The organism is Streptomyces sp. NPDC047706 (assembly GCF_043204795.1).
Classification (GTDB): domain Bacteria; phylum Actinomycetota; class Actinomycetes; order Streptomycetales; family Streptomycetaceae; genus Streptomyces.
The window spans coordinates 96,691-118,285 of sequence record NZ_JBIDCW010000006.1; the positions used below are offsets into that span (position 1 = coordinate 96,691).

Annotated in this window: 24 protein-coding genes; 1 reads left to right on the plus strand and 23 read right to left on the minus strand. The window is 71.2% G+C overall.

Annotated features, from left to right (window positions below):
- Positions 1-206: 206 nt before the first annotated feature.
- The 6 genes from ACGF8A_RS09195 to rpsB all read right to left on the minus strand — a co-directional run bounded on the left by ACGF8A_RS09195 (position 207) and on the right by rpsB (position 6,772).
- Positions 207-1,907 carry an FAD-dependent monooxygenase gene (locus tag ACGF8A_RS09195; protein WP_393105875.1) on the minus strand — a complete coding sequence of 567 codons (1,701 nt, stop codon included), beginning with the start codon at positions 1,905-1,907 and terminating at the stop codon, positions 207-209.
- 120 nt (positions 1,908-2,027) lie between these two features.
- Positions 2,028-3,152, minus strand: coding sequence for a phosphatidate cytidylyltransferase (locus ACGF8A_RS09200; RefSeq protein ID WP_393105877.1), 1,125 nt, complete (start codon positions 3,150-3,152; stop codon positions 2,028-2,030).
- Entirely contained in the window at positions 3,152-3,709 is a 558-nt protein-coding gene (frr, locus tag ACGF8A_RS09205; RefSeq protein ID WP_014675285.1) for a ribosome recycling factor, read from the minus strand. The genes ACGF8A_RS09200 and frr overlap by 1 nt, the downstream gene beginning before the upstream one ends.
- Positions 3,710-3,893: 184 nt before the next feature.
- Positions 3,894-4,652, minus strand: a complete 759-nt coding sequence (gene pyrH, locus ACGF8A_RS09210; protein ID WP_393105880.1) for a UMP kinase — start codon at positions 4,650-4,652, stop codon at positions 3,894-3,896.
- Positions 4,653-4,861: 209 nt separating this feature from the next.
- Positions 4,862-5,698, minus strand: coding sequence for a translation elongation factor Ts (gene tsf, locus ACGF8A_RS09215; protein WP_393105882.1), 837 nt, complete (start codon positions 5,696-5,698; stop codon positions 4,862-4,864).
- Positions 5,699-5,866: 168 nt separating this feature from the next.
- Positions 5,867-6,772, minus strand: coding sequence for a 30S ribosomal protein S2 (rpsB, locus tag ACGF8A_RS09220; RefSeq protein ID WP_393105884.1), 906 nt, complete (start codon positions 6,770-6,772; stop codon positions 5,867-5,869).
- Between the two features lie 272 nt (positions 6,773-7,044).
- Between rpsB and ACGF8A_RS09225 the strand changes: the two genes are divergently transcribed.
- Positions 7,045-7,644: a murein hydrolase activator EnvC family protein gene (locus ACGF8A_RS09225; RefSeq protein WP_393105886.1), complete on the plus strand. Its 600-nt coding sequence runs from the start codon at positions 7,045-7,047 to the stop codon at positions 7,642-7,644.
- 329 nt (positions 7,645-7,973) lie between these two features.
- Here the strand turns inward: ACGF8A_RS09225 and ACGF8A_RS09230 are convergent, their stop codons facing one another.
- The 17 genes from ACGF8A_RS09230 to ACGF8A_RS09310 form a co-directional block, all read right to left on the minus strand.
- On the minus strand, positions 7,974-8,528 hold the full coding sequence (locus ACGF8A_RS09230; RefSeq protein ID WP_393106244.1) for a TetR/AcrR family transcriptional regulator: 555 nt from the start codon (positions 8,526-8,528) through the stop codon (positions 7,974-7,976).
- A 94-nt stretch (positions 8,529-8,622) separates the two neighbouring features.
- Complete coding sequence (gene whiG / locus ACGF8A_RS09235) at positions 8,623-9,465, minus strand: RNA polymerase sigma factor WhiG (RefSeq protein WP_189700809.1); 843 nt, start codon at positions 9,463-9,465, stop codon at positions 8,623-8,625.
- A 271-nt stretch (positions 9,466-9,736) separates the two neighbouring features.
- Complete coding sequence (gene dprA, locus ACGF8A_RS09240; RefSeq protein ID WP_393105888.1) at positions 9,737-10,897, minus strand: DNA-processing protein DprA; 1,161 nt, start codon at positions 10,895-10,897, stop codon at positions 9,737-9,739.
- On the minus strand, positions 10,894-12,519 hold the full coding sequence (locus ACGF8A_RS09245; RefSeq protein ID WP_393105890.1) for a YifB family Mg chelatase-like AAA ATPase: 1,626 nt from the start codon (positions 12,517-12,519) through the stop codon (positions 10,894-10,896). The genes dprA and ACGF8A_RS09245 overlap by 4 nt, the downstream gene beginning before the upstream one ends.
- A 1-nt stretch (position 12,520) precedes the next feature.
- Positions 12,521-12,883, minus strand: coding sequence for a YraN family protein (locus ACGF8A_RS09250; RefSeq protein ID WP_393105892.1), 363 nt, complete (start codon positions 12,881-12,883; stop codon positions 12,521-12,523).
- Positions 12,884-13,014: 131 nt separating this feature from the next.
- A complete protein-coding gene (locus tag ACGF8A_RS09255; protein ID WP_003965949.1) occupies positions 13,015-13,323 on the minus strand; it encodes a DUF2469 domain-containing protein in 309 nt (102 codons plus the stop codon).
- A gap of 56 nt (positions 13,324-13,379) precedes the next feature.
- Positions 13,380-13,901, minus strand: coding sequence for an NUDIX hydrolase (locus ACGF8A_RS09260; protein ID WP_393105894.1), 522 nt, complete (start codon positions 13,899-13,901; stop codon positions 13,380-13,382).
- Positions 13,891-14,658, minus strand: a complete 768-nt coding sequence (gene lepB / locus ACGF8A_RS09265; protein ID WP_393105896.1) for a signal peptidase I — start codon at positions 14,656-14,658, stop codon at positions 13,891-13,893. The genes ACGF8A_RS09260 and lepB (ACGF8A_RS09265) overlap by 11 nt, the downstream gene beginning before the upstream one ends.
- Positions 14,659-14,780: 122 nt before the next feature.
- Positions 14,781-15,746 carry a signal peptidase I gene (lepB, locus tag ACGF8A_RS09270; protein WP_393105898.1) on the minus strand — a complete coding sequence of 322 codons (966 nt, stop codon included), beginning with the start codon at positions 15,744-15,746 and terminating at the stop codon, positions 14,781-14,783.
- Positions 15,634-16,728 (minus strand): signal peptidase I, encoded by a 1,095-nt coding sequence (lepB, locus tag ACGF8A_RS09275; RefSeq protein ID WP_393105900.1) that lies wholly within the window; start codon positions 16,726-16,728, stop codon positions 15,634-15,636. The genes lepB (ACGF8A_RS09270) and lepB (ACGF8A_RS09275) overlap by 113 nt, the downstream gene beginning before the upstream one ends.
- Complete coding sequence (lepB, locus tag ACGF8A_RS09280) at positions 16,721-17,437, minus strand: signal peptidase I (RefSeq protein ID WP_393105902.1); 717 nt, start codon at positions 17,435-17,437, stop codon at positions 16,721-16,723. The genes lepB (ACGF8A_RS09275) and lepB (ACGF8A_RS09280) overlap by 8 nt, the downstream gene beginning before the upstream one ends.
- 45 nt (positions 17,438-17,482) lie before the next feature.
- A complete protein-coding gene (gene rplS / locus ACGF8A_RS09285; RefSeq protein ID WP_393105904.1) occupies positions 17,483-17,833 on the minus strand; it encodes a 50S ribosomal protein L19 in 351 nt (116 codons plus the stop codon).
- A gap of 134 nt (positions 17,834-17,967) precedes the next feature.
- The gene (gene trmD, locus ACGF8A_RS09290; protein WP_393105906.1) at positions 17,968-18,801 is read right to left on the minus strand and encodes a tRNA (guanosine(37)-N1)-methyltransferase TrmD; all 834 of its coding nucleotides are present in this window, start codon (positions 18,799-18,801) and stop codon (positions 17,968-17,970) included.
- Positions 18,801-19,343, minus strand: coding sequence for a ribosome maturation factor RimM (gene rimM, locus ACGF8A_RS09295; RefSeq protein WP_393105909.1), 543 nt, complete (start codon positions 19,341-19,343; stop codon positions 18,801-18,803). The genes trmD and rimM overlap by 1 nt, the downstream gene beginning before the upstream one ends.
- 85 nt (positions 19,344-19,428) lie before the next feature.
- Positions 19,429-19,668 (minus strand): RNA-binding protein, encoded by a 240-nt coding sequence (locus tag ACGF8A_RS09300; RefSeq protein ID WP_003973401.1) that lies wholly within the window; start codon positions 19,666-19,668, stop codon positions 19,429-19,431.
- A 2-nt stretch (positions 19,669-19,670) separates the two neighbouring features.
- Positions 19,671-20,096 (minus strand): 30S ribosomal protein S16, encoded by a 426-nt coding sequence (gene rpsP / locus ACGF8A_RS09305; RefSeq protein ID WP_393105911.1) that lies wholly within the window; start codon positions 20,094-20,096, stop codon positions 19,671-19,673.
- Between the two features lie 336 nt (positions 20,097-20,432).
- On the minus strand, positions 20,433-21,029 hold the full coding sequence (locus ACGF8A_RS09310) for a hypothetical protein (RefSeq protein WP_365458061.1): 597 nt from the start codon (positions 21,027-21,029) through the stop codon (positions 20,433-20,435).
- Between the last annotated feature and the right edge of the window lie 566 nt (positions 21,030-21,595).

The window sequence follows — 21,595 nt, forward strand, 5'->3', positions numbered from 1 at the left end:
CCGAGCGCCCTCGGACGCCCGGTGTCGGCCCGGCAGACGGGGCCGCGCATCCTGACCGCTGCACCTTGCCCGCCGCTCCACGGCTGCAGCAGCCGCCCGGAAGGACCTCCACCTGGGTTGTGCGGCCCGCCGGTCGTCGTCCGGTGCGGGTGACCGACCGCCGTGCGGTCGACGCGGGAGAGCGTCAAGGGCGTGCCGAGTACGAGTCAGGGCCCGAAGACCTGGGAAAGGTGAGCGGTCAGCCGCTCCACCGACGCCGGGGTGACCCGCGCGCCGAGGTGACCGTCGGGGCGGACGAGGAGGGCGGTGGGGCCTTCGGCCCGGTAGCCGCCGCGGAACTCGCCCCGGCTGTCCCACAGCACCGGCAGCCCGGCCCGGCCGGCGTCCACCCCGGCGGCGAGCACCGCGTACACCGCCACCTGGTCGTGACTCGCCGTACGCGTCTTGGCTGCCAGGTCCGCGAAGGTGTCCGCCTGCCCGTCCTCGTCCGCGTAGAGCAGCAGGACGTGATCACGCTCGCGGAGTACGTCGTACAGGCGCATCGGGTAGGCGGCGACGCTGTCGGTGAGGCCGCCGCAGTCGGGTGCCCGGTCACCGGCATCGGGGCCGGTGAGGCCCGGGGTCCGGGGTCCTACGACAGGGCTGTCCGGGTAGGCGACCAGCAGCTGTGCCTCCCGCATCATGATCGTGGCGGGGTCGTCGGGGTCGTCGGGGTCGGCCTGGATGCCTTCCCGGGCGTGCCGGACCGTGCGGCCCACGACCTCCTCGCCGATCGGCCGCCGTTCGGCGTCGTAGCTGTCGAGCAGCCGAGGGTGGGCCGTTCCCCGCACGGCGAGGGCCAGCTTCCAGGCCAGGTTGCAGGCGTCCTGGATGCCGGTGTTCATGCCCTGCGCGCCGGTTGGCGGGTGGATGTGCGCGGCGTCGCCCGCGAGGAACACCCTGCCGTCGCCGTAGCGGTCCGCCAGGCGGTGACTGATGCGGAAGATCGAGGACCAGCGCATGGCCGAGGCGGTGGTCGGCTGCGGGGAGAGCCGGTCGAGCACGGCCTGGATGTGTTCCAGTGCCGGCCGGCGGCCGCCTTCCAGTCCGTGCGTCACGTCGCCGGGCGTGTCCGTGCCGTGGCCGAGCCCCTGCGTGGCCTCGCCGAGCCCGTTCGTGGCCTTGTCGGCCCCGGGTTCGCGCCGGAGGTGTCCCGCTCGGGTCGACAGTTCGGGTGGGACCAGCATGGACATGCGGTAGCGGGAGCGCCCGGGCAGCGGGATGCAGACGAGCAGGTCGTCGAGGGCGCCGTCGCCGTAGTGCATGGCCCTTACGCCGTAGCCCTGGGGCAGGTCCCAGTCCACCTCGACGTCCGCGAGCATGTACTCCTCCGGGAACGCGCCGCCGCCGAAACCGATCCCGAGGACCTTGCGGACGGTGCTGTGCGCGCCGTCGCACCCGACGAGGAAACGGGACCGGATCTCGCGCTCCTCCCCGTCGCCGGTGGAGAGCCGGCTCGTGACCCCGTCCCCGTCCTGCGTGAACGACCGCAGCTCGGTGCCCCGCTCGATCCGCGTTCCGAAGCGTGCCAGATACTCCTCGAGGATGCGCTCGGTCTCGTACTGCGGCAGTGCGGCGAACCGGTACGGGACCTCCGCCGGAAGTTCGAGGTCGATCCGGCCCTGCTCCTCACCGTTGACGTACAGCAGCTGCCCCCGCATGAGCACGGCGGTGTCGAGGGCCGCGCGCACCAGGCCCATGCGGTCCCACAGCTCCAGCGTCCGCGGCTGGATCCCCACGGCCTTGGCGTACGGCAGCCGCTTCGCGAGCCGGTCGACGATGCGGCAGCGGATGCGGTGCCGGCGCAGTTCGGCGGCCGCGGTCAGGCCCACCGGGCCGGCCCCCACGATCAGTACGTCGGTGTCCATCCCGCACCTCCCGTGACTTCAGCCTCGCAGCGCGGCTCCCGCACCGCAGCTCGGGCACGGCGGCACGGAAAGAGCCCCCGCCCATGGGAAGGGCAGGGGCTCCTCAGCACAGACGACCGCTCAGCTGGATCCCACGAACAGCACCAGCAGCAGCCACACCACCGGAGCGGTGGGCAGCAGCGAGTCCAGCCGGTCCATGATCCCGCCGTGCCCCGGCAGCAGCGTGCCCATGTCCTTGATGCCGAGGTCGCGCTTGATCATCGACTCGCCGAGGTCGCCCAGAGTGGCGCTGGCGGCGACCGCGAGGCCCAGGAGCAGGCCCTGCCACCACGTGCCGTCGTCGATGAGGAACTGCATGCACAGCGCACCGGCGGCCATGGCGAAGCTGACCGCTCCCAGCAGGCCCTCGCGGGTCTTGCCGGGGCTGATGCGCGGGGCGAGCTTGTGCCGCCCGAACCGCCATCCGACGGCGTACGCGCCGGTGTCGCTGACCACGGTGAGCAGCAGGAACATGAACACCCGCTGCGGCCCGTCCTGCGCGGTCAGCATCATCGCGACGAACGTCGCGAGGAACGGGACGTAGAAGGCGGCGAAGACGCCGGCCGTGACGTCCCGCAGGTAGTCCTGCGGTGGTTCCGTCATCCGCCAGACCAGGACCGCCAGCGCGGTGAGCGCCATCGCCACCCACGCGCCCTCGGGTCCCCGCACATACCCGGCGACGACCATCCCGGCGCCGCCGACCGCCAGCGGCACCAGCGGCGCGTGAATGCCCTTGCGCTCCTCCAGCCGCTTGGTCAGCTCCCACAGGCCCACCACGACGGCCACCGCCACGACCCCGACGAACACCGCCTTGACGATGAACAGGGACGTGATGATCACCGCGCCGAGTCCGGCCCCGACCCCTATCGCCGCGCCCAGATCACGGCCCGCACTCTTCTTCTGCGGTGCGGCTGCCGGCTGCGGGGCGTCGTGCATGGGCTCCGGATTCTGCGGCACCGCGCCGTAGGGCGGCGCCGACGGGCTCTCGTCGCGGAACAAGGAGCCGCCCAGCCGAGCGGCCCCCCGGTCGTCATCCTGGCTTCCGCCGTGAGCGGATACGTCGGGCACGATGGGCATGGGGCGAGTCTGCTGCGCGTCCAGCGCATCGTACGTGGGACCCGCCGGGGCGGCCCCCTGGACAGGCCCCCGGTCGGACGGCCCCCAGTACCCGGCGCGGGGCGGCGCCCCCCAGGGAGAGTCGTTCATCAGACCTCGAGCAGCTCGGCTTCCTTGTGCTTGAGCAGCTCGTCCACCTGGGCGACGTACTTCGCCGTGGTGTCGTCGAGCTCCTTCTCCGCACGACGGCCCTCGTCCTCGCCGACCTCGCCGTCCTTGATGAGCTTGTCGATGGCGTCCTTGGCCTTGCGGCGGACGGAGCGGATGGACACCTTGGCGTCCTCGCCCTTGCCCTTGGCGACCTTGATGTACTCGCGCCGGCGCTCCTCGGTCAGCTCGGGGAACACCACCCGGATGATGTTGCCGTCGTTGCTCGGGTTGACGCCCAGGTCGGAGTCGCGGATCGCCTGCTCGATGTTGCGCAGCGCGCTCTTGTCGAACGGGGTGACGACCGCCATGCGCGGCTCCGGCACGGAGAACGAAGCCAGCTGGTTGATCGGCGTCGGCGCGCCGTAGTAGTCGGCCACGATCTTGTTGAACATCGCGGGGTGCGCACGGCCGGTGCGGATCGCGGCGAAGTCCTCCTTGGCGACCACGACGGCCTTCTCCATCTTCTCCTCGGCTTCGAGGAGGGTCTCTTCGATCACCACTTGCTCCTGCGTGTCTTGAGTAGGCCCGGCTGCGGTTCCTTGGCGGCGGCGGCCGGCTGCGTCGCGTCTTCTTCCTGCACGGTTCCCGACCGGCGGGACATTGTCCATCCCCCGGCCAGGGTCCGTCCCGCCCGTCCCCCGGACAGATGGCGCTCCGGTGGAGGACGTGGCTGAAACCGGGTCAGCCCCGGCTGCCCTGGTCACCCACCAGCGTGCCGATCTTCTCACCCTTGACGGCGCGGGCGATATTGCCCTCCTTCAGCAGCTCGAAGACCACGATCGGCAGCTTGTTGTCGCGGCACAACGTGATGGCGGTGGCGTCGGCCACCTTCAGGTCGCGGGTGATGACCTCGCCGTAGCCGAGCGAGTCGAACTTGACCGCGTCCGGGTTGGTCTTCGGGTCGGAGTCGTAGACCCCGTCCACACCGTTCTTGCCCATCAGCAGGGCCTCGGCGTCGATCTCCAGGGCGCGCTGGGCGGCGGTGGTGTCGGTGGAGAAGTACGGCATGCCCATACCGGCGCCGAAGATGACCACGCGGCCCTTCTCGAGGTGCCGTACGGCGCGCAGCGGGATGTACGGCTCGGCGACCTGCCCCATGGTGATGGCGGTCTGCACCCGGCACTGGATGCCCTCCTTCTCCAGGAAGTCCTGGAGGGCGAGGCAGTTCATCACGGTGCCGAGCATGCCCATGTAGTCCGAGCGGGCGCGGTCCATGCCGCGCTGCTGGAGCTCCGCTCCGCGGAAGAAGTTGCCGCCGCCGATCACGACCGCGATCTGCGCGCCGTCACGGACGACGGCCGCGATCTCACGCGCCATGGCGTGCACCACGTCCGGGTCGACGCCCAGGCCCCCGCCGCCGGAGAAGGCCTCTCCGGACAGCTTCAGCAGAAACCGGCCGCGTACTTTGCCGTCGTCGCTCTTCTGGGCCTTGGTGGTCATGGGGTTCTCGCCTCTTTTACGGGTTGCACATACGAAGAAGGCCATTGCCGGTGGTGGGTTTCTCTCCCCTACGCGGCAATGGCCTCCTCGTCAGATCTGCTGTCGTCCGTCGCGGGCGCCGGCGCGCCGGCCGATACCGACGACGTGGACGACTGCGGTCGACCCTAGCGGCAATCCGCCCCGGGCCGCGCGTCGATCGCGGTAGGGACTCAGATGCCGACCTTGATGCGCGTGAAGCGCTTCAGGGTGACACCGGCCTCGTCCAGGACCTTCTGGACCGACTTCTTGTTGTCGAGCGCGTACGGCTGGCCGAGCAGCGTGGCGTCCTTGAAGAAGCCGTTCACCCGACCCTCGACGATCTTGGAGATCGCGGCCTCGGGCTTGCCCTCGGCGCGGGTGGTCTCCTCGGCGATCCGGCGCTCGGTCTCGACGACCTCGGCCGGGACGTCCTCCTTGGAGAGGTACTTCGGCGCGAACGCGGCGATGTGCTGGGCGATGCCCTTGGCGACCTCGGCGTTCGGCTTGTCGAGCTCGACGAGGACACCGATCTGCGGCGGCAGGTCGGGCATCGTGCGGTGCATGTACGCGGTCACGAAGCCGTCGGAGAACTGCGCGAAGCGGTCCAGGACGATCTTCTCGCCGAGGTTGGCGTTGGCCTCGTCCACGTACGCCTGGACGGTCTTGCCGGGCTCGATCTCGGAGGCGAGCAGGGCCTCGAGGTCGGCCGGGGAGGTCTTGGCGACGTGCTCGGCGATGGCACGGGCGGCGGCCTGGAACTTCTCGCCCTTGGCGACGAAGTCCGTCTCGCACTTCAGCTCGACCAGGACGCCGGAGGAGTTGTCGTCGGCGATGATGGAGACCACGGCGCCGTTCTCGGCGGAGCGGCCTTCACGCTTGGCGACGCCCTTCTGCCCCTTGATGCGCAGCGCCTCGACGGCCTTCTCGACGCTGCCGTCGGCCTCGTCCAGCGCCTTCTTGCAGTCCATCATGCCGGCGCCGGTGAGCTCGCGGAGCTTCTTGACGTCGGCGGCGGTGTAGTTCGCCATGAGTCTGTGAATCTTTCTCGAAGTCTGGAAGATCGAAGATCTACGGGATTCCACGTCTGCGGGTTCTACGGTCTACATGTAGATGCAGACCCTCGACGCACCCGTGACCTACGGGTGAACGGCGGGAGCGGACTGCGTGTCACCGCTCCCGCCGTCAGCACCGACGGGTCAGGCCTGCTCGGCGTCCGCGGCCGGCGCCTCGGGGGCGGCCTCCGCGGCCGGCGCCTCGGGGGCGGCCTCGGCGGCCGGCGCCTCGGGGGCGGCCTCGGCGGCCGGCGCCGCTTCCTCGGAGTCGGCCTTCTTCTCACCCTCGAGCAGGTCGCGCTCCCACTCGGCGAGCGGCTCACCCTCGGCCTTCTCGCCCTTGCCCTCACCGGCACCGCCGGAGCGGGCGATCAGGCCCTCGGCGACGGCGTCGGCGATCACACGGGTGAGCAGGGTGACGGAGCGGATCGCGTCGTCGTTGCCCGGGATCTTGTAGTCGACCTCGTCCGGATCACAGTTGGTGTCGAGGATGGCGACGACCGGGATGTTCAGCTTCCGGGCCTCGCCGACCGCGATGTGCTCCTTCTTGGTGTCCACGATCCAGACGGCGCTGGGCACCTTCTGCATCTCGCGGATACCGCCGAGGGTCTTCTCCAGCTTGGCCTTCTCGCGGGAGAGGACCAGCAGCTCCTTCTTGGTCAGACCGGAGGACGCGACGTCCTCGAAGTCGATCTGCTCAAGCTCCTTCAGGCGCTGCAGACGCTTGTAGACGGTCGAGAAGTTGGTGAGCATGCCGCCCAGCCAGCGCTGGTTGACGAAGGGCATGCCGACGCGGGTGGCCTGCTCGGCGATGGCCTCCTGCGCCTGCTTCTTCGTGCCGACGAACATGACCGTGCCGCCGTGGGCGACGGTCTCCTTGACGAACTCGTAGGCGCGGTCGATGTACGACAGCGACTGGAGCAGGTCGATGATGTAGATGCCGTTGCGCTCGGTGAAGATGAAGCGCTTCATCTTCGGGTTCCAGCGACGGGTCTGGTGACCGAAGTGGACGCCGCTTTCCAGCAGCTCCCGCATCGTGACGACGGCCATGGCCGTTCTCCTTGTGTTTCTCGGTTGTGCCGCGAGGGCCGGACTGCTCCCGCGCCTGACGCCCGCATGCGCCGTGCCACAAGGGACCGAGGGGCGCTGATACGGACCGTTTCCGGCCCTGGTATCGGGGCGTGCGAAGTCGACCCGGTGACCCGGATCGCCACCAGAAGTGTACGGGACCGCCGACCCCGCGGGTGACGCCGCTGTCCACAACCCGTGGGTACTCCACAGGCCAGGGCCCGGACGGTGGCCGATACGGCACGGTTCCCGTCATGCGAGCGAAGCGATGCGCACGAGCGACCTGGGCGCTGCTACTGGCCCTCACCGCGGCCGCACCGGCCGACGCGGCCGACCCGCCGCCGGCGGCCCCTGCCGGACCCGAGGCCCCTGGCCTGGGGCCGCAGGACTCGGTTCCGGCGATCGGCCGCACCTGGCCGGTGGGCGTCCGCCCGCCGGTCGTCCGCGGCTGGCAACCGCCGGCGACGCCCTACGGCAGCGGCCACCGAGGCGTGGATCTTCCGGCCACACCCGGAACACCCGTTCGAGCCGTCGCACCGGGCCGGGTCTCGTACGCGGGCCGCGTGGCCGGAAAGGGCGTGGTCTCGGTGGAGCTCACGGGAACCGGGGACCCACCCCTGCGTACGACCTATCAGCCGGTCCTCGCCACGGTACGCAAGGGTGACGAGGTCGCCGCCGGACAGGTCGTCGGCACGGCGGAACCCTCCGGCTCCCACTGCTCCATGCCCTGCCTCCACTGGGGCCTGCGGAAGGGGGACGCATACCTGGACCCCCTGTCGCTGCTGCCGTCGTGGCTGATGCGGAGGGGACCGTCACGCCTGCTGCCGGTGCTGGGGGTACCGCTCCCGCCGTAGCCGGGCCCACGGATACCGCGCGACCGGCCGCCCCGACCACGCGCGCCCTCATGCCCGCCCCGATCCGGACACCGCAGCCCACTCAGCAGCCGGCATTCGTGCGACCAGGGCAGCGCAGGGCGCGTTCGAGGTCCTCCCACCAGCAGGCGCCGGGCCTCGCAGCCCAGGGCAGGCGCCTCGGCGCGGCGGCGTGACCGGCAGGTCGACGCCGACCGGCGTTCCCTCCGGCCCGCACGAGCACCGGAGTCCCGCGAGCCCCGACACCCCCAAGCGGCACGCGCCGGTACGCACGCCGGGCCCGGACCAGCCCACCCCGGCGCCATGGAAACTCAGCCCCGCACACCCCCACGCACCATCGACACCGCGGCCTCGGCCACGACCGACGGGTCCTCCACTCCCAGCTCGATCCGCCGCACGGCCGAGTCGACGACCCCCTGGACCAGCATCGCCGCCAGCCGGGGCTCCGCGTGCCCCATCTCGCGCAGTGCCTCCACGATCATCGCCACGAGCCCCCCGTGCGCCGCGCGGATCTTCTCGCGTGCCCCCGCGTCCAGCTCACTGGCGGAGATGGCCACGACGGCACGGTGCCGCCGGTCTCCCACCAGCGCGAGCTGCGCTCGCACATAGGCCTCGACCTGGGCCTCGGCGCCGTCCACCGCGGCCATCGCCGCCTCGACCTCCGCCGCCCAGGCCGGGAAGTCGACCTCGCACAGTTCCTCGACCACAGCGGCCCGGGACCGGAAGTACTCGTACACGGACGACCGTGCGAGCCCCGTCCGCTCGGCGAGGGCCGGGAAGGTCAGCGCCTCCGTCCCGCCCTCGGACAGCAGGGAACGAGCCGCGTCCAGCAGGGCGGCTCGCTGCATCGACCGGTGCTCGGCCACGGAGGCCGCTCGAATCCTTGGCACGTCGTCCACTTTACGGACGCGCCACCCGGGACGGGAGTGCAGCACACCACACCGCCCGCATCGGGCCAGGTCAGCGCCCGAAGCCGGCCAGCTTCGCGCGCAGCTGGAGCACGGACTTGGTGTGGATCTGGCTCACCCGGCTCTCGGTGACGCCGAGCACGTTGCCGATCTCGGCGAGCGTCAGGCCCTCGTAGTAGTACAGCGTGACCACGGTCTTCTCCCGCTCGGGGAGCGTGTTGATCGCCCGCGCCAGGAACCGCCGCAGCTCCCGGTCCTCGGCCACCTCCACCGGATTGTCCGCGGCGGTGTCCTCCAGCGTGTCCATCAGGCTCAGCCGGTCGCCGCCCTCGCCCCCGACGTGCAGCAGCTCCTCCAGCGCCACGACGTTGGCCAGCGACAGCTGGCTGAATACCGCGTGCAGTTCATCCACCGGGATGCCCAGCTCGGCGGCCACCTCCCCCTCGCTCGGCGTCCGCCGCAGCCGCGCCTCCAGCGTCGCGTACGCCCGCTCCACGTTCCGCGCCTTCTGCCGCACCGATCTCGGGATCCAGTCCAGCGCCCGCAGCTCGTCGATCATCGCGCCTCTGATCCGCGTGATCGCGTACGTCTCGAACTTGATCTCCCGGTCGATGTCGAACTTCTCGATCGCGTCGATCAGCCCGAACACCCCGGACGACACGAAGTCCGCCTGCTCGACATTGGGCGGCAGCCCCACGCTCACCCGTCCGGCCACGTATTTCACCAGCGGCGAGTAGTGCAGAATCAGCTGCTCCCGCAGCCGCTCGTCCCCCGTCTCCTTGTACGACCGCCAGAGCTCGTCGAGGGTCGAGGGAGCGGGCGGCCGATCGCTGCCACCGTCGCGGGCGGCTGGGGGGATCGCCGCCCGGTCGGACCCGGAGGTGTGCTGGGGCATTCGTCGCCTTGTGCCGTTCTGCCGTGAAGGGTGGTACGTGGGTGAGCTGTCGCTCTGGTGTCGAGTTGCCGGACTGTGTCTGGATCCTCGTGAGCGTAGCGTGACTGAAGAGTCGCGGTACGCGAAGGGCGGGGCGGGCGCCGTGCGCAGAAACGTTCCCCGGGGCGCTCCACCGGGGCATGACGGTAGCTCTCAGTGACCATCACGAGCTGCCCAACTGCCGCATTTCCCAAGGGCATCGAGATTCCCCCGGACGGCCGAACACGCTCGGTCAACATACGTCCCGCCTACCGCGAAGGGAGATCATCGCCTGGCGTGTCAACTTCCAGCCGTCGCCGTGTCGTTCGACGTAGCCGAGTGCTCTGAGTTCGTACAGCCTCGCGATCGCGTCGTCCGCCGTCGTCGGTACCCCTCTGGCGATGGCCTCCACCGTGGCCTCCCCGTGTCCGGGCAGTGTGGCCAGGACGTTCCGGGCGGCGGGTGGCAGCAGGTCGCGCGGGAGCACCGGCCCGCGCCGGGCGGGCGCCAGCTCCCCCATGTCCCCGATCAGCTCCACGACCTCGGCCGCGTCGGTGACCAGCGTCGCCTCCCCGCGCAGCAGCTCGTGCACCCCCGCCGACTGCGCGCTGGTGGCCGGGCCGGGCACGCCCATGGTGTGCCGGCCCAGCCGCTGCGCCGCCCGCGCGGTGACCAGCGAACCGCTGCGGAGGGCGGCCTCGACGACCACGGTCCCCCTGGTCAGCGCGGCGATCACGCGGTTGCGCACGATGAAGCGGCTGGGCGTCGGATGGTCCCCCGGCGGCAGCTCTCCCACCAGCAGCCCCTGCTCGGCGATCCTGCCGAGCAGCCGGGCGTGCCCGGGGGGATAGGGCCGGTCGACGCCGCAGGCCAGCACGGCGACGGTGGCACCCCCGGCGCCGAGGGCACCCCGGTGGGCGGCGCCGTCGACACCGTAGGCGCCGCCGGAGACGACCACCCAGCCGCGTTCGGCGAGGCCGGCCGCGAGCGTGACGGCCATGTGGGCGCCGTACTCGGTGCAGGCCCGGGCGCCCACGACGGCGACCGACCGGAGCGCCCACATCCGCAGGCCGGCCGGCCCCCGCACCCAGAGCCCCAGCGGCCGGCCGTCCCCGAGGTCATCGAGCTGACCGGGCCATTCGGCCTCCCCCGGGCACACGAACCGCACGCCGGCCGCCCGGGCCACTTCGAGATCCCGCTCCGGCTCGGCCCGTCCGGCCCGCGTCCGCAGCCCGTCCCAGCGCCTGGCGCTCACCCCCGTCAAGGGCGCCCCCGCACCACGCAGCCGCCGGACCACCTCACCGACCCCCAGCTCCCGCACCCACCGTCCGGCGACCTCGTCCCCGGGCTCCAGCACACGGGTGAGGAAGACCCGCCCGAGCATCTCGTCGTCCGGAGCGCCGGCGCCGGTCATGTCAGCGCTCCGATGGCCATCGGCACACCGCGCGGAACGCCGGTGCGCAGCTGGAGGGCCAGGGCCACGTCCACCGCGCCGGGCCGGTCGTGCCCCACGAGGTCGGCCACGGTCCAGGCGACGCGCAGGACGCGGTCCAGACCGCGAGCCGTGAGCACGCCCCGCTCGAGACTGCGCTCGGCCTCGTCCATCGCGCCGATCTCGGCGTACCAACGGCTGCGCAGCTCCCGGCCGGGCACCTCGCTGTTCGTGCGCCACGGGGTGCCCGCGAGGCGGACGGCCGCCCGCTCCCGGGCCGCGCGCACCCGTTCGGCGACCGCGGCGGTGGACTCGCCGCGGGCCCCCCGGTCGGCGAGCTCGGCCCGCGTGACGCGGTCGACCTCGACGCGGAGGTCGACCCGGTCCAGCAGCGGCCCCGACAGCCGGGCCTGGTAGCGGCGGATCGCGGAGGGCGGGCACTCGCACAGGTCGTCGCGCCGGGAGAAGCGCCCGCACGGGCACGGGTTGGCGGCGAGGACCATCAGGAAGTGGGCCGGAAAGCGCACCACCCCCGCACTGCGGGCGATCACGACATGCCCCGCCTCCAGGGGCTGCCGCAGGGCGTCGAGGGCCTGTCCGCTGAACTCCGGCGCCTCGTCGAGGAACAGCACCCCGCGATGGGACAGCGACACGGCGCCGGGCCGTGCGACGCCCGCGCCGCCGCCGACGAGCGCCTGCATGGTGGCCGAGTGGTGCGGAGCGCAGTAGGGGGCGACGCCGATCAGCGGCTTGCCGGGCGGCAGCAGCCCGGCCACCGAGTGCACCGCCGTGACCTCCAGCGACTCCTCCCGGGTGAGCCGGGGCATGATCCCCGGCAGCCGCTCGGCGAGCATCGTCTTCCCGGCGCCCGGCGGACCCTCGAGGAACAGGTGGTGTCCCCCGGCCGCGGCGACCTCCACCGCCGTACGCGCCGAGGTCTGGCCCACGACGTCGGCGAGGTCGTGCCCGTGGTCGTGCCGGGCGGCTCCGGCGCCCAGCATGCCGGTGGCCGAACCGGTGCCGGGAACGCGCAGGCCTGCGAGCAGCGGATCCGGGCGGCCGTGTGCGTCGGGCTCCTCGTCCGGCACGGGTTCGTCCGCCAGGACGGCGATCAGCTGGCGCAGGCTGCGGACGCCCAGCACGGACACCCCCGGGACCAGTGACGCCTCGGCGGCCGCGCACTCGGGTACGACCACCTGCTCGTAGCCCGCGTCCGCCGCCGCCAGCACGGCCGGCAGGATGCCGCGCACCGGCCGCACCCGTCCGTCCAGGCCGAGTTCCCCGATCATCACGATGTCGGCGAGCACGCCAGGGTCGATCCGCTCGCTCGCGCCCAGCACCGCACAGGCGACGGCCAGGTCGAACCCGCTGCCGGCCTTCGGCACGGACGCGGGGCTGAGCCCGACCGTGAGCTTCTTCTGCGGCCACTCGGCGCCGGAATTGACCACCGCCGCCCGCACCCGGTCCCGGCTCTCGATGAGGCTCTTGTCCGGCAGCCCCACGAGCGTGAACGCGGCGACGCCCGGTTCCAGGTCTGCCTGGACCTCCACCACCACGCCCTCGACGCCGGCCAGGGCGACGGAGCACGTACGCGCGAAGCCCATCTCAGGCCACCCCTCGCGCGTGTTCGACCACGGGTGCGCCGCGGTCGGGCAGGACGACGCCGATCAGGTCGATGCGGACGCCTCCCGGTGGTGCCCCGCCATGGACGTGGAGCCACTGCTCGGCGAGGCCGCGCAGCCGCTCGGCCTTCTCCCGCCGGACCGCTGCCATGGGGTGCTGGAAGCGGCCGGCCCTGCGCGTCTTCACCTCGCAGACCACCAGGACGTCCCCGTCCCGCGCCAGGATGTCGATCTCACCGGTCCTGCCGCAGCGCCAGTTGCGCTCCAGGACGGTCATACCGGCCGCCACCAGGCGTCGGGCCGCCAGTTCCTCGCCGTACCTGCCGAGTGCGTCTCGTGCGTTCATGTCGGCACCTCCTTGGGCGCCAACGGTCACGCATGCCGCACCACTGAGTGGATCTTGGTGGGCTACTCAGCGGTTGTGGACAACTTCGTCACTCACACGGGCGACACGAGGCAGGCGGGCCTGGCCGCTCATCACCCGCCCGGCAGTTCGAGGTCGCTCTTGTTCAGCTCCTCGATGTTCACGTCCTTGAAGGTGAGGACACGTACCTGCTTCACGAAACGGGCCGGCCGGTACATGTCCCAGACCCAGGCGTCCGCCATGGACACCTCGAAAAACACCTCACCCTGGACCGAGTGCACCTGCATCTCGTAGTCGTTGGTCAGGTAGAAGCGCCGCTCGGTCTCGATCACGTATTTGAACAGACCGACGACATCGCGGTACTCCCGGTAGAGCTTGAGCTCCATCTCGGTCTCGTACTTTTCGAGGTCCTCGGCGCTCATGGCATGTTCCCCTTCAGCCGTGCGATCCCACCATTGTGCGCCAGCCCCGGGAGCCTCTAGACGATTTCCGTGTCAAGGTTCTCCGGCCCGGCGGGGGGACCCTCGTCGAGCAGCCTGCGCAGCAGCTCGGCGAGTCTGGTCGGATACACCGTCTCATGAGCCCGGGTCAGTTCCTCACAGGTCCACCACCGGGCTCCCACGACACTGCGCCGCTCCAGCTCGGTGAGGGCGACCGCCTCCGTCGCCGTCTGGGTGGTGCGGGCCAGGTAGTACCACTCGTCCTGGTCCCAGCGCCGCCCGGCGAACGGGAACGAGCACAGCCGCCGCCACAGCACCGGACCGAGCTGGACCTGCGTGATTCCGGTCTCCTCCGCGAGTTCCCGCAGAGCGGCCTCCTCACGGGTCTCCTCGCCCTCCAGTCCGCCGCCCGGCGTGAACCACCAGTCGTCCGCCGGATCGTCCGGTTCGTGGCCGTGCAGCAGCAGGATCCGGTCGTCGGGGTCGAGCAGCACGACCCGGGCCACCTTGCGCGCGCGGGCGCCGTCGAGCTCGTACCCCTCGGTCGCCTCAGCGGGCACCGGCGGGCTCCGTCCTGGAGCGGGACCCCAGACGCTTGGCGACCGGCCCGTACGCCGCGCCACCGAGCACCAGCACGGCTCCCGCCACGATCATGGCGGTGATCGTCCGCAGCGGCCCTGGCGAGGACAGGCTGCCGACGGCCTCGAAGCCGGTGGGGCGCGGCAGCATGCCGTTCGTCGGCCAGACGACGGCGTCCACCCGGGCGGAGACGTCGTCGCGCGCCACGGTGCCCCTCGCGGCGTCCGTGAGGTGGGCGGTCGAATCCAGGGAGCCGTGCCGCTCGTCGCCGAGCAGGAAGATCCGCCCGTCGGGCACCGTCACAGAGAATTTCATGTCCACGGCCCGCTCCTGCCCGGAGGAGATATACGGTTCCTCGATCGCCTTGTCGTTCACGGTCAGCTTGCCGTCCCGGCAGCAGGAGACCCGGTCCCCGCCGACGGCCACCACCCGCTTGATCAACGGCGCGTCGCCCCAGGTCGCGTCCTTGAACACGACGACGTCACCACGGCGGACCTCCGCGCCGTCGACACGCTGCGCGAGCACCCGGTCACCCGGGTCGATGGTCGGCGTCATGGAGGAGGTGGGCACCGTGTACGGCAGATAGGTCACCGCTCCCCAGCCGAAGCCGCCCAGGAACAGCACGAGGCCCAGCGCGACTGCCAGCCCGGACAACCGCTGTCCGATCCTGCCGCCCGCCGGGCCTCTGCTCGTTCCCCCGCTGTGCGGGGCCGTACGTGCCGCGCTCTCGCCACCCATGGATCCGCACCCTACCCGGCGGTTCCGGACCCGGTCAGCCCTCGTCCCGCCCTGCACGGCGACTCCACGAGGACCTCACGGAGGCCGTCCCCCGGGGCGAAGCACGGAAGGCGGGGGCGGGATCAGGCCGCCGGCCTGCGGCGGCGCCACAGGGCCACCGGCACGACACCGGCGAGCGCCAGCGCGTTCGGGGCGGTGGTGAGGGCCGCTGCGGCGGACGACCGGTCGTTCAGGCCGGGCTGGTCGAAGGTGTCCGGAACCGGCAGGGTGCCCCAGCGGTTGATCGGCCAGGCCTTCACGATGGCGCGCCCGACGACCTCGTCGACCGGGACCATGCCCTGGTGGGCGTCGCCCTGGTTGTAGCGCGAGTCCCGGGAGTTCTGCCGGTGGTCGCCCATGACCCAGATGAAGCCCTCGGGGACCTTCACCTTGAACTGGCCGCCCTGGTCGTCCTGGCTGCACGGTGTGTTGCCCGGGTAGACGTACGGCTCGTCCAGCGGCTTGCCGTTGACCTTCAGCGGCCCGGTGCCGTTGCACTCGACGGTGTCGCCGCCGACGCCGACGACGCGCTTGATCAGGTCCTTCTCCTCGGCGGACGGCATCAGGCCGATCCAGCTGAGGAACGTCTGCAGGGCGTTCGGATCCGTGGTCGGCTCACCCGCGAGCCAGTTGTCCGGGTCGTGGAAGACGACGACCTCGCCGCGCTCGGGCTCGGAGCCGAACCACGGGGTCAGCTTGTCGACCAGGACCCGGTCGCCCTCCTGCAGGGTGTTCTGCATCGAGTCGGAGGGGATCGAGAACGCCTGTACCAGGAACGTCTTGATCAGCAGCGCCAGCACCAGCGCGATACCGATCAGGATCGGCAGCTCCTTCCAGAAGGAGCGGTGCTTCTGCTGAGGGGCGGTGCCTCCCGGGCCCTGGTCCCCGGTCTGGCTCTGTTCGTCCGTCACCGTGCCGTCCTCGGCCTTCCGGCCATCATTGCCGGAGTTCACGGCGCGGTCCGCGGCTTGGGGGCCCGCTTCCACGGGGCGTCCGCGGTGCTCCTCGCCGTCGTGTCCGGACCGTGCGCCGACCGCCACATCCCCCACGCCAACTCCTCACTCTGTGCCGCCGCCTGCCCCACACACGGCGCAGGCCCACCACTCCCATAACGAGCGGGAGTTCCGCAGGGGTCGGGAGGTGGGTCGTTCCGTTCGGATCGTCGGAGGCAACCCTATGCGACGGCTGGGGAGCCGCGGTCGACCCGGCTGCCGAGTCGGACACGGAAGCGTAGGTTTCCGGTTCCTTCAGCGTGGTCCAGTGGCCCAGCGGCCAGGCGATGACTACGGCCCGGCCGACCACCTCGTCCTCGGAGACGGTGCCGCCGTAGTCGGTGTCCTGGTGGGAGCGGGAGTCCGCGGAGTTGGAGCGGTGGTCGCCCATCACCCACAGCCGGCCCTGCGGCACGGTGATGTCGAAGGGCGTCGCGGACGGCTCGTTGCCCGGGTACAGGTAGTCCTCGTTCAGGGGAACACCGTTGACCGTGACCCGCCCCTGGGTGTCGCAGCACTGCACGCGGTCACCGCCGATGCCGACGACCCGCTTGATCAGGTCCTTCTCGTCCTCGGACGGCAGCAGGCCGATGAAGGTGAGTCCCTCCTTGACCTGCTTGACGACGACAGGGTCGTCCTTCCTCTGCGTGGGCTGCTCGTCCTGGAGCCAGCCGCCGGGGTCCTTGAAGACCACGACGTCGCCGCGTTGCGGCTCGGTGCCGAACCACGGGGTGAGCTTGTCCACCAGGACCCTGTCGCCGATCTGGATCGTCTGCTCCATGGAGCCCGACGGGATCACGAACGCCTGGACCAGGAACGTCTTCAGCACGAGGGCTATCAGCACGGCGACGCCGACGAGCAGCGGTATCTCCTTGATGGCCGACCGGCGCCGGCGCCGCTTGACCTTCCGCTGGAGCTTGCGCCGCTCGGCGCGGCTGCGCCCGCCACCGGCCGGGGCGCCGGCGCGCCGGGTGCCGGTCGGCAGCAGGTTCTCGGTGGGGCTGACGGGCGCGCCGCGAGGCTTGCCGCGGTTACCCATGTCCACCGTCCGCCGCGGGCACGCGCGCGTAGGCGCCGGTCCGGTCCAGGTGGGTGGCATGGCCGAGGGGCCAGACGATCCAGTCGGCCCGCCCGATCACGTGCCCGACCGGGATCATTCCGCCGCCCGGTGAGCCGAGGTGGTCGCGGGAGTCGCTGGAGGCGCTGCGGTGGTCGCCGAGGACGAACACGGTGCCGTCGGGCACGACGACGTCGAAGGGCACCGTGGAGGCGATGTCGCCGGGGTACAGGAACGTCGACTCGTCGACGGACCGGCCGTTCACCTGGAGCCTCCCTTCCTTGTCGCAGCAGACCACGCGGTCTCCGCCCACACCGGCGACGCGTTTGACGTAGTCGGCGTTCCCGAAGTACCCGGTGCCGTCGAACACGACAACCTCGCCCCGTCGCGGCTGAGCACCGAAACGGTACGCCAACTTATTTACGAGGACGCGGTCGCCGATCCTCAATTCCCGCTCCATGGATCCACTGGGGATCCGGAACGGCTGTACCACGAAGGTGTTGAGCAGCAGCGCGAACACCAGGCAGACCAGTACGGACAGGGTGATCCGCCCGCCCGGGACCCACTCGGCGACCCGCGCCACCAACGCGGAACGCGACCGGTCCTCCGGCCCCCGTGTGTCCGAGGTCTCCTCGGATCGGGAAGGGCGGGAGGAGCGGTCGCGCTCCGTCGGCTGTGCTTCGGTGTCCATCGGGGCCAGATGCTATCCGGACCCTCCAGGAACTCCGGGAGGCGCTCAGTTCTCGCGCTTCTCCTTGATCTTCGCCGCCTTGCCGCGCAGGTCGCGCAGGTAGTACAGCTTGGCGCGGCGGACGTCACCCTTGGTGACGAGCTCGATCTTCTCCACGATCGGGGTGTGCACCGGGAAGGTGCGCTCGACGCCGACGGAGAAGGAGACCTTGCGGACCGTGAAGGTCTCGCGCACGCCGGCACCCTGGCGGCGGATCACCACGCCCTTGAACTGCTGCACACGGGAGCGGTTGCCCTCGATGACGCGTACGTGCACGTTGACGGTGTCACCCGGGCGGAAGGCGGGGACGTCGCTGCGCAGCGACGCGGAGTCGACGGTGTCGAGCAGGTGAGACATTTCGTCTGCTTTCCTCGCTGATGCCACAGGTCATCAACGGAAACTAGGTTCTGGTTCGAGAGCCGTGCGGGTCGGGGCGGGCGTCGTGTCCCCCTGTGGCAGGGGCGCACGCCGGACGGGCGCACAACAGCGGCCTATTCTTCCACGCCCCCGGTCCTGCGCCAAAATCGTCCGTACGGCTCCCCCGCGGGGTCCGGTGCCCAGCCCAGCATGGAGAGCATCTCGCGGTCCTTCTTGTCGAAGGCCTTGGGGTCGCAACTCGCGATCAGGTCCGGCCGGTTGGCCGTCGTGCGCCGCAGTGCCTCGTCGCGGCGCCAGCGGGCGATCTTGCCGTGGTGCCCGCTGAGGAGCACGTCCGGGATTCCGCGGTCCCGCCACTCGGGCGGCTTGGTGTAGACGGGCCCCTCCAGGAGGCCTGCCATGGCGCCGGGCGCGAAGGAGTCGTCCCGGTGCGACTCGGCGTTGCCGAGGACGCCGGGCAGCAGCCGCGCCACGGCCTCCGTGACGACCAGTACGGCCGCCTCGCCGCCGGCCAGGACGTAGTCGCCGATGGACACCTCGTACACCGGCATCCGGGTGGCGTACTCGTCGACGACCCGCCGGTCGATGCCCTCGTACCGGGCCGGGGTGAAGATGAGCCAGGGGCGCTCGGAGAGCTCGACGGCGAGTGCCTGCGTGAAGGGGCGGCCGCTGGGCGTGGGGACGATCAGGGCCGGGCCGTGCGAGCCCGTCTCGTACCCGTCGGCGAGAACGGAGTCGAGGGCGTCGCCCCAGGGCCCGGTCTTCATGACCATGCCGGGTCCGCCACCGTACGGCGTGTCGTCGACCGTGTGGTGACGGTCGTAGGTCCAGGTGCGCAGATCGTGCACGTGCACCTTCAGCTGTCCACGCGCGCGTGCCTTGCCGACCAGGGAGACGTTCAGCGGGTCGAGGTACTCGGGGAAGATCGTGACGACGTCGAGCCGCATCAGGACTCGTCCCTGGACGAGGCGATCTCCGCGCGGTCGTCGATGAGGCCGGGCGGCGGGTCGACGACGGCCCGCTGCTCCTCGATGTCGATCTCGGTGACGATCTCCGCGACGAACGGGATCATGACCTCGCTGCCGTCCGGGCGCTCCACGATGAAGAGGTCCTGCGAGGGCAGGTGCGAGATCTCGGTGATCCGGCCGACCTCCACCCCGTCCGTCGTCACGACGTCGAGGTCCATCAGCTGGTGGTCGTAGTACTCGTCCTCGCCCTCGGGGAGTTCCTCCGGGTCGATCTCGGCGATCAGGAGGGTGTTGCGCAGGGCCTCGGCGGCGGAGCGGTCGCCCACGCCCTCGAATCGCAGCAGCAGACGGCCGCTGTGCACGCGGCCCGTCTCGATGGTCAGCGGCCCGGTGGAGGCCGGGTCGGTGGCCAGTACGGCGCCGGGCGCGAGCCTGAGTTCCGGCTCGTCGGTACGTACTTCGACGGTGACCTCGCCCTTGATGCCGTGGGCACGGCCGATCCGTGCGACTACCAGCTGCACTGTGCTTGTTCTCCTGTCGTACGACTACGGGCCGGGGACGGCCCGATGGCCCTCCCCGGCCCGAGCCGGTGCTGCGCTGCCTGTGTCAGCGGACGTGGTCCACGTCGACGAGGTCGACACGGACACCGCGGCCGCCGATGGCGCCCACGACGGTGCGCAGGGCGCGTGCGGTGCGGCCGTTGCGGCCGATCACCTTTCCGAGGTCGTCGGGGTGCACCCGGACCTCCAGCACACGCCCGCGACGCAGGTTGCGCGAGGCGACCTGCACATCGTCAGGGTTGTCGACGATGCCCTTCACGAGGTGCTCGAGAGCCTCCTCGAGCATGCTCAGGCCTCGGTGGACTCAGCCGCGGACTCGGCCGGGGCCTCGTCCTTCTTGTCGGCCTTCTTCTTCTGGGTGATGGCCTCACCCTTGCCCTCGTCGTCACCGCCGAGAGCCTCGAAGGACGGGCGCGCGGCCTTGGGCTCGGCGACGAGCAGCGGCGCCGGGGCGGGCTCGCCCTTGAACTTCTGCCAGTCGCCGGTCTTCTTCAGAATGGCGAGGACGGGCTCGGTCGGCTGGGCGCCGACACGGAGCCAGTACGCCACGCGCTCGGCGTCGACCTCGATCACCGACGGGTTGTACGTCGGGTGGTACTTGCCGATCTCCTCGATCGCACGGCCGTCACGGCGGGTGCGGGAGTCGGCGACGACGATGCGGTAGTGAGGCGAACGGATCTTGCCCAGACGCTTCAGCTTGATCTTGACTGCCACGGGAGTGGGTTCTCCTGGATTTGACGTGGTTGGGCACGGCGAGAAAGGCCGCGTGGGGTTGCGGTACCCGAGTGCCCGACGGACGCGTCAGCCGGAGGAGAGAGGGGTCCTGTGCGGCTGTCGAGTACAGCTGACCATTCTGCCACACGCCGCCGGGCGCTTCAGACCCAGGGTGCGCCAGGGCACACCACAGCGGCACCCGGCGTTCCCACGACAGACGCCGGGTGCGTGACCCCGCGGCACCACGGCCTGTCCGCCAGACGTCGCGGGGCAGGGGGGAAGGTGCCGGCAGGCCCTAGGGGCGGTGCCGCACGGCTGCCACGAACAGCCGTGCGCTCACCTTGCCCCCGCGCCCACCACTTCCGGGATCCGGAACGGCTTGCCGCAGCCGCCGCACATGATCGGCGCCTGGGCCAGAACGGACGGGACGACCCGTACGTTGCGGCCGCAGTCGCACACCGCCTTGACCCGGACGCCGCCGCCGGAGGAGCCATGGCGGGCGGCCGGGCCGCGGAAGCTGCGGCTGGTGTCGGTGGTGGTGGCGGCGGTGTGGGCCTTCAGGGCGCGCTGGAGGCGCTCGATCGTCGGGCGGTACCTCCGCTTCGCCTCGGGGTTGAGCGTGACCAGCGAGAAGCCGCTGCTGGGATGCGGCTCCTCGGGGTGGTCAAGGCCCAGCTCCTCGGCGATCGCGAGGAATCTGCGGTTGTGGTATCGGCCGGCGCGGGAGGTGTCGCGGATTCCGCGCGCGGCGGCGATGCCGTGGACTGCCTCGTGAAGCAGCCGCTCGAAGGAGAGCTCGTGTCCGCAGGCGGACGACGACTCCCCGATCAGGGACTCGGGCGCGGCAAGGTCCGGCAGCTCGGGGTGGTACCGCTGAATGTCGGCCCACGCCTGCGCCAGCTCTGCGGCGAGAACAGGTGGTGTCGTGCTCACGTAATGAGAACGAGCCTGAACCCCGCTGTGTTCCTATTCCGGGGCATCCCAAATAATTTGCACGTACCCGTCAGTTGCCGCTGATGCGTCCTGAGGAGGGCGGGTGCGCTGATCTGCGGAGAAGCCGCACACCTCACTACAAGGTGGTACGTAGCCTGACGTACGGCCCGGCGCGTAGAGCGCCACCGCCGCGACGGGGTACACGGGTCCGCCGGTGCGCAAGAGGCGTTTCGGCCGCCTCGCGTCCTGACCCGGCCCGCGCGCGGTACGACCGCGACCCTACCCGGTGCGCCCCCCGGGTTCGCCACCGCCCCGTCCTTCCGCGACGGGACCGTGACCGGGCGGCGACCGGCACTGTCGACCTTGGCCGGAACCCGGCCACCGCCCCGGCCCGCGACCCACGGTCATCGCCCACGGCACGATCGCGCCACTCCTCGGTCACCCGGACGGAGCAATTCCGTCGTGAGGAGGGACAGCAGCATTGCCGGAATGTGAATTCTCGCCACTCACGAGGGCACCTCACAAGCGGGCCGCCGAGACCCCTGGACGCGGTCGCGGGCTCGGAG

Coding starts and splice junctions, on each gene's coding strand:
- ACGF8A_RS09195 (WP_393105875.1), bottom strand. CDS start 1,907: ATGGACACCGACGTACTGATCGTGGGGGCCGGCCCGGTGGGCCTGACC.
- pyrH (WP_393105880.1), bottom strand. CDS start 4,652: ATGACCACCAAGGCCCAGAAGAGCGACGACGGCAAAGTACGCGGCCGG.
- rplS (WP_393105904.1), bottom strand. CDS start 17,833: ATGTCTCACCTGCTCGACACCGTCGACTCCGCGTCGCTGCGCAGCGAC.
- lepB (WP_393105896.1), bottom strand. CDS start 14,658: ATGGGTGGCGAGAGCGCGGCACGTACGGCCCCGCACAGCGGGGGAACG.
- ACGF8A_RS09200 (WP_393105877.1), bottom strand. CDS start 3,152: ATGAACGACTCTCCCTGGGGGGCGCCGCCCCGCGCCGGGTACTGGGGG.
- lepB (WP_393105900.1), bottom strand. CDS start 16,728: ATGGGTAACCGCGGCAAGCCTCGCGGCGCGCCCGTCAGCCCCACCGAG.
- whiG (WP_189700809.1), bottom strand. CDS start 9,465: ATGCCCCAGCACACCTCCGGGTCCGACCGGGCGGCGATCCCCCCAGCC.
- ACGF8A_RS09245 (WP_393105890.1), bottom strand. CDS start 12,519: ATGGGCTTCGCGCGTACGTGCTCCGTCGCCCTGGCCGGCGTCGAGGGC.
- rpsB (WP_393105884.1), bottom strand. CDS start 6,772: ATGGCCGTCGTCACGATGCGGGAGCTGCTGGAAAGCGGCGTCCACTTC.
- dprA (WP_393105888.1), bottom strand. CDS start 10,897: ATGACCGGCGCCGGCGCTCCGGACGACGAGATGCTCGGGCGGGTCTTC.
- ACGF8A_RS09225 (WP_393105886.1), top strand. CDS start 7,045: ATGCGAGCGAAGCGATGCGCACGAGCGACCTGGGCGCTGCTACTGGCC.
- ACGF8A_RS09255 (WP_003965949.1), bottom strand. CDS start 13,323: ATGAGCGCCGAGGACCTCGAAAAGTACGAGACCGAGATGGAGCTCAAG.
- ACGF8A_RS09300 (WP_003973401.1), bottom strand. CDS start 19,668: ATGCTCGAGGAGGCTCTCGAGCACCTCGTGAAGGGCATCGTCGACAAC.
- trmD (WP_393105906.1), bottom strand. CDS start 18,801: ATGCGGCTCGACGTCGTCACGATCTTCCCCGAGTACCTCGACCCGCTG.
- tsf (WP_393105882.1), bottom strand. CDS start 5,698: ATGGCGAACTACACCGCCGCCGACGTCAAGAAGCTCCGCGAGCTCACC.
- lepB (WP_393105902.1), bottom strand. CDS start 17,437: ATGGACACCGAAGCACAGCCGACGGAGCGCGACCGCTCCTCCCGCCCT.
- ACGF8A_RS09250 (WP_393105892.1), bottom strand. CDS start 12,883: ATGAACGCACGAGACGCACTCGGCAGGTACGGCGAGGAACTGGCGGCC.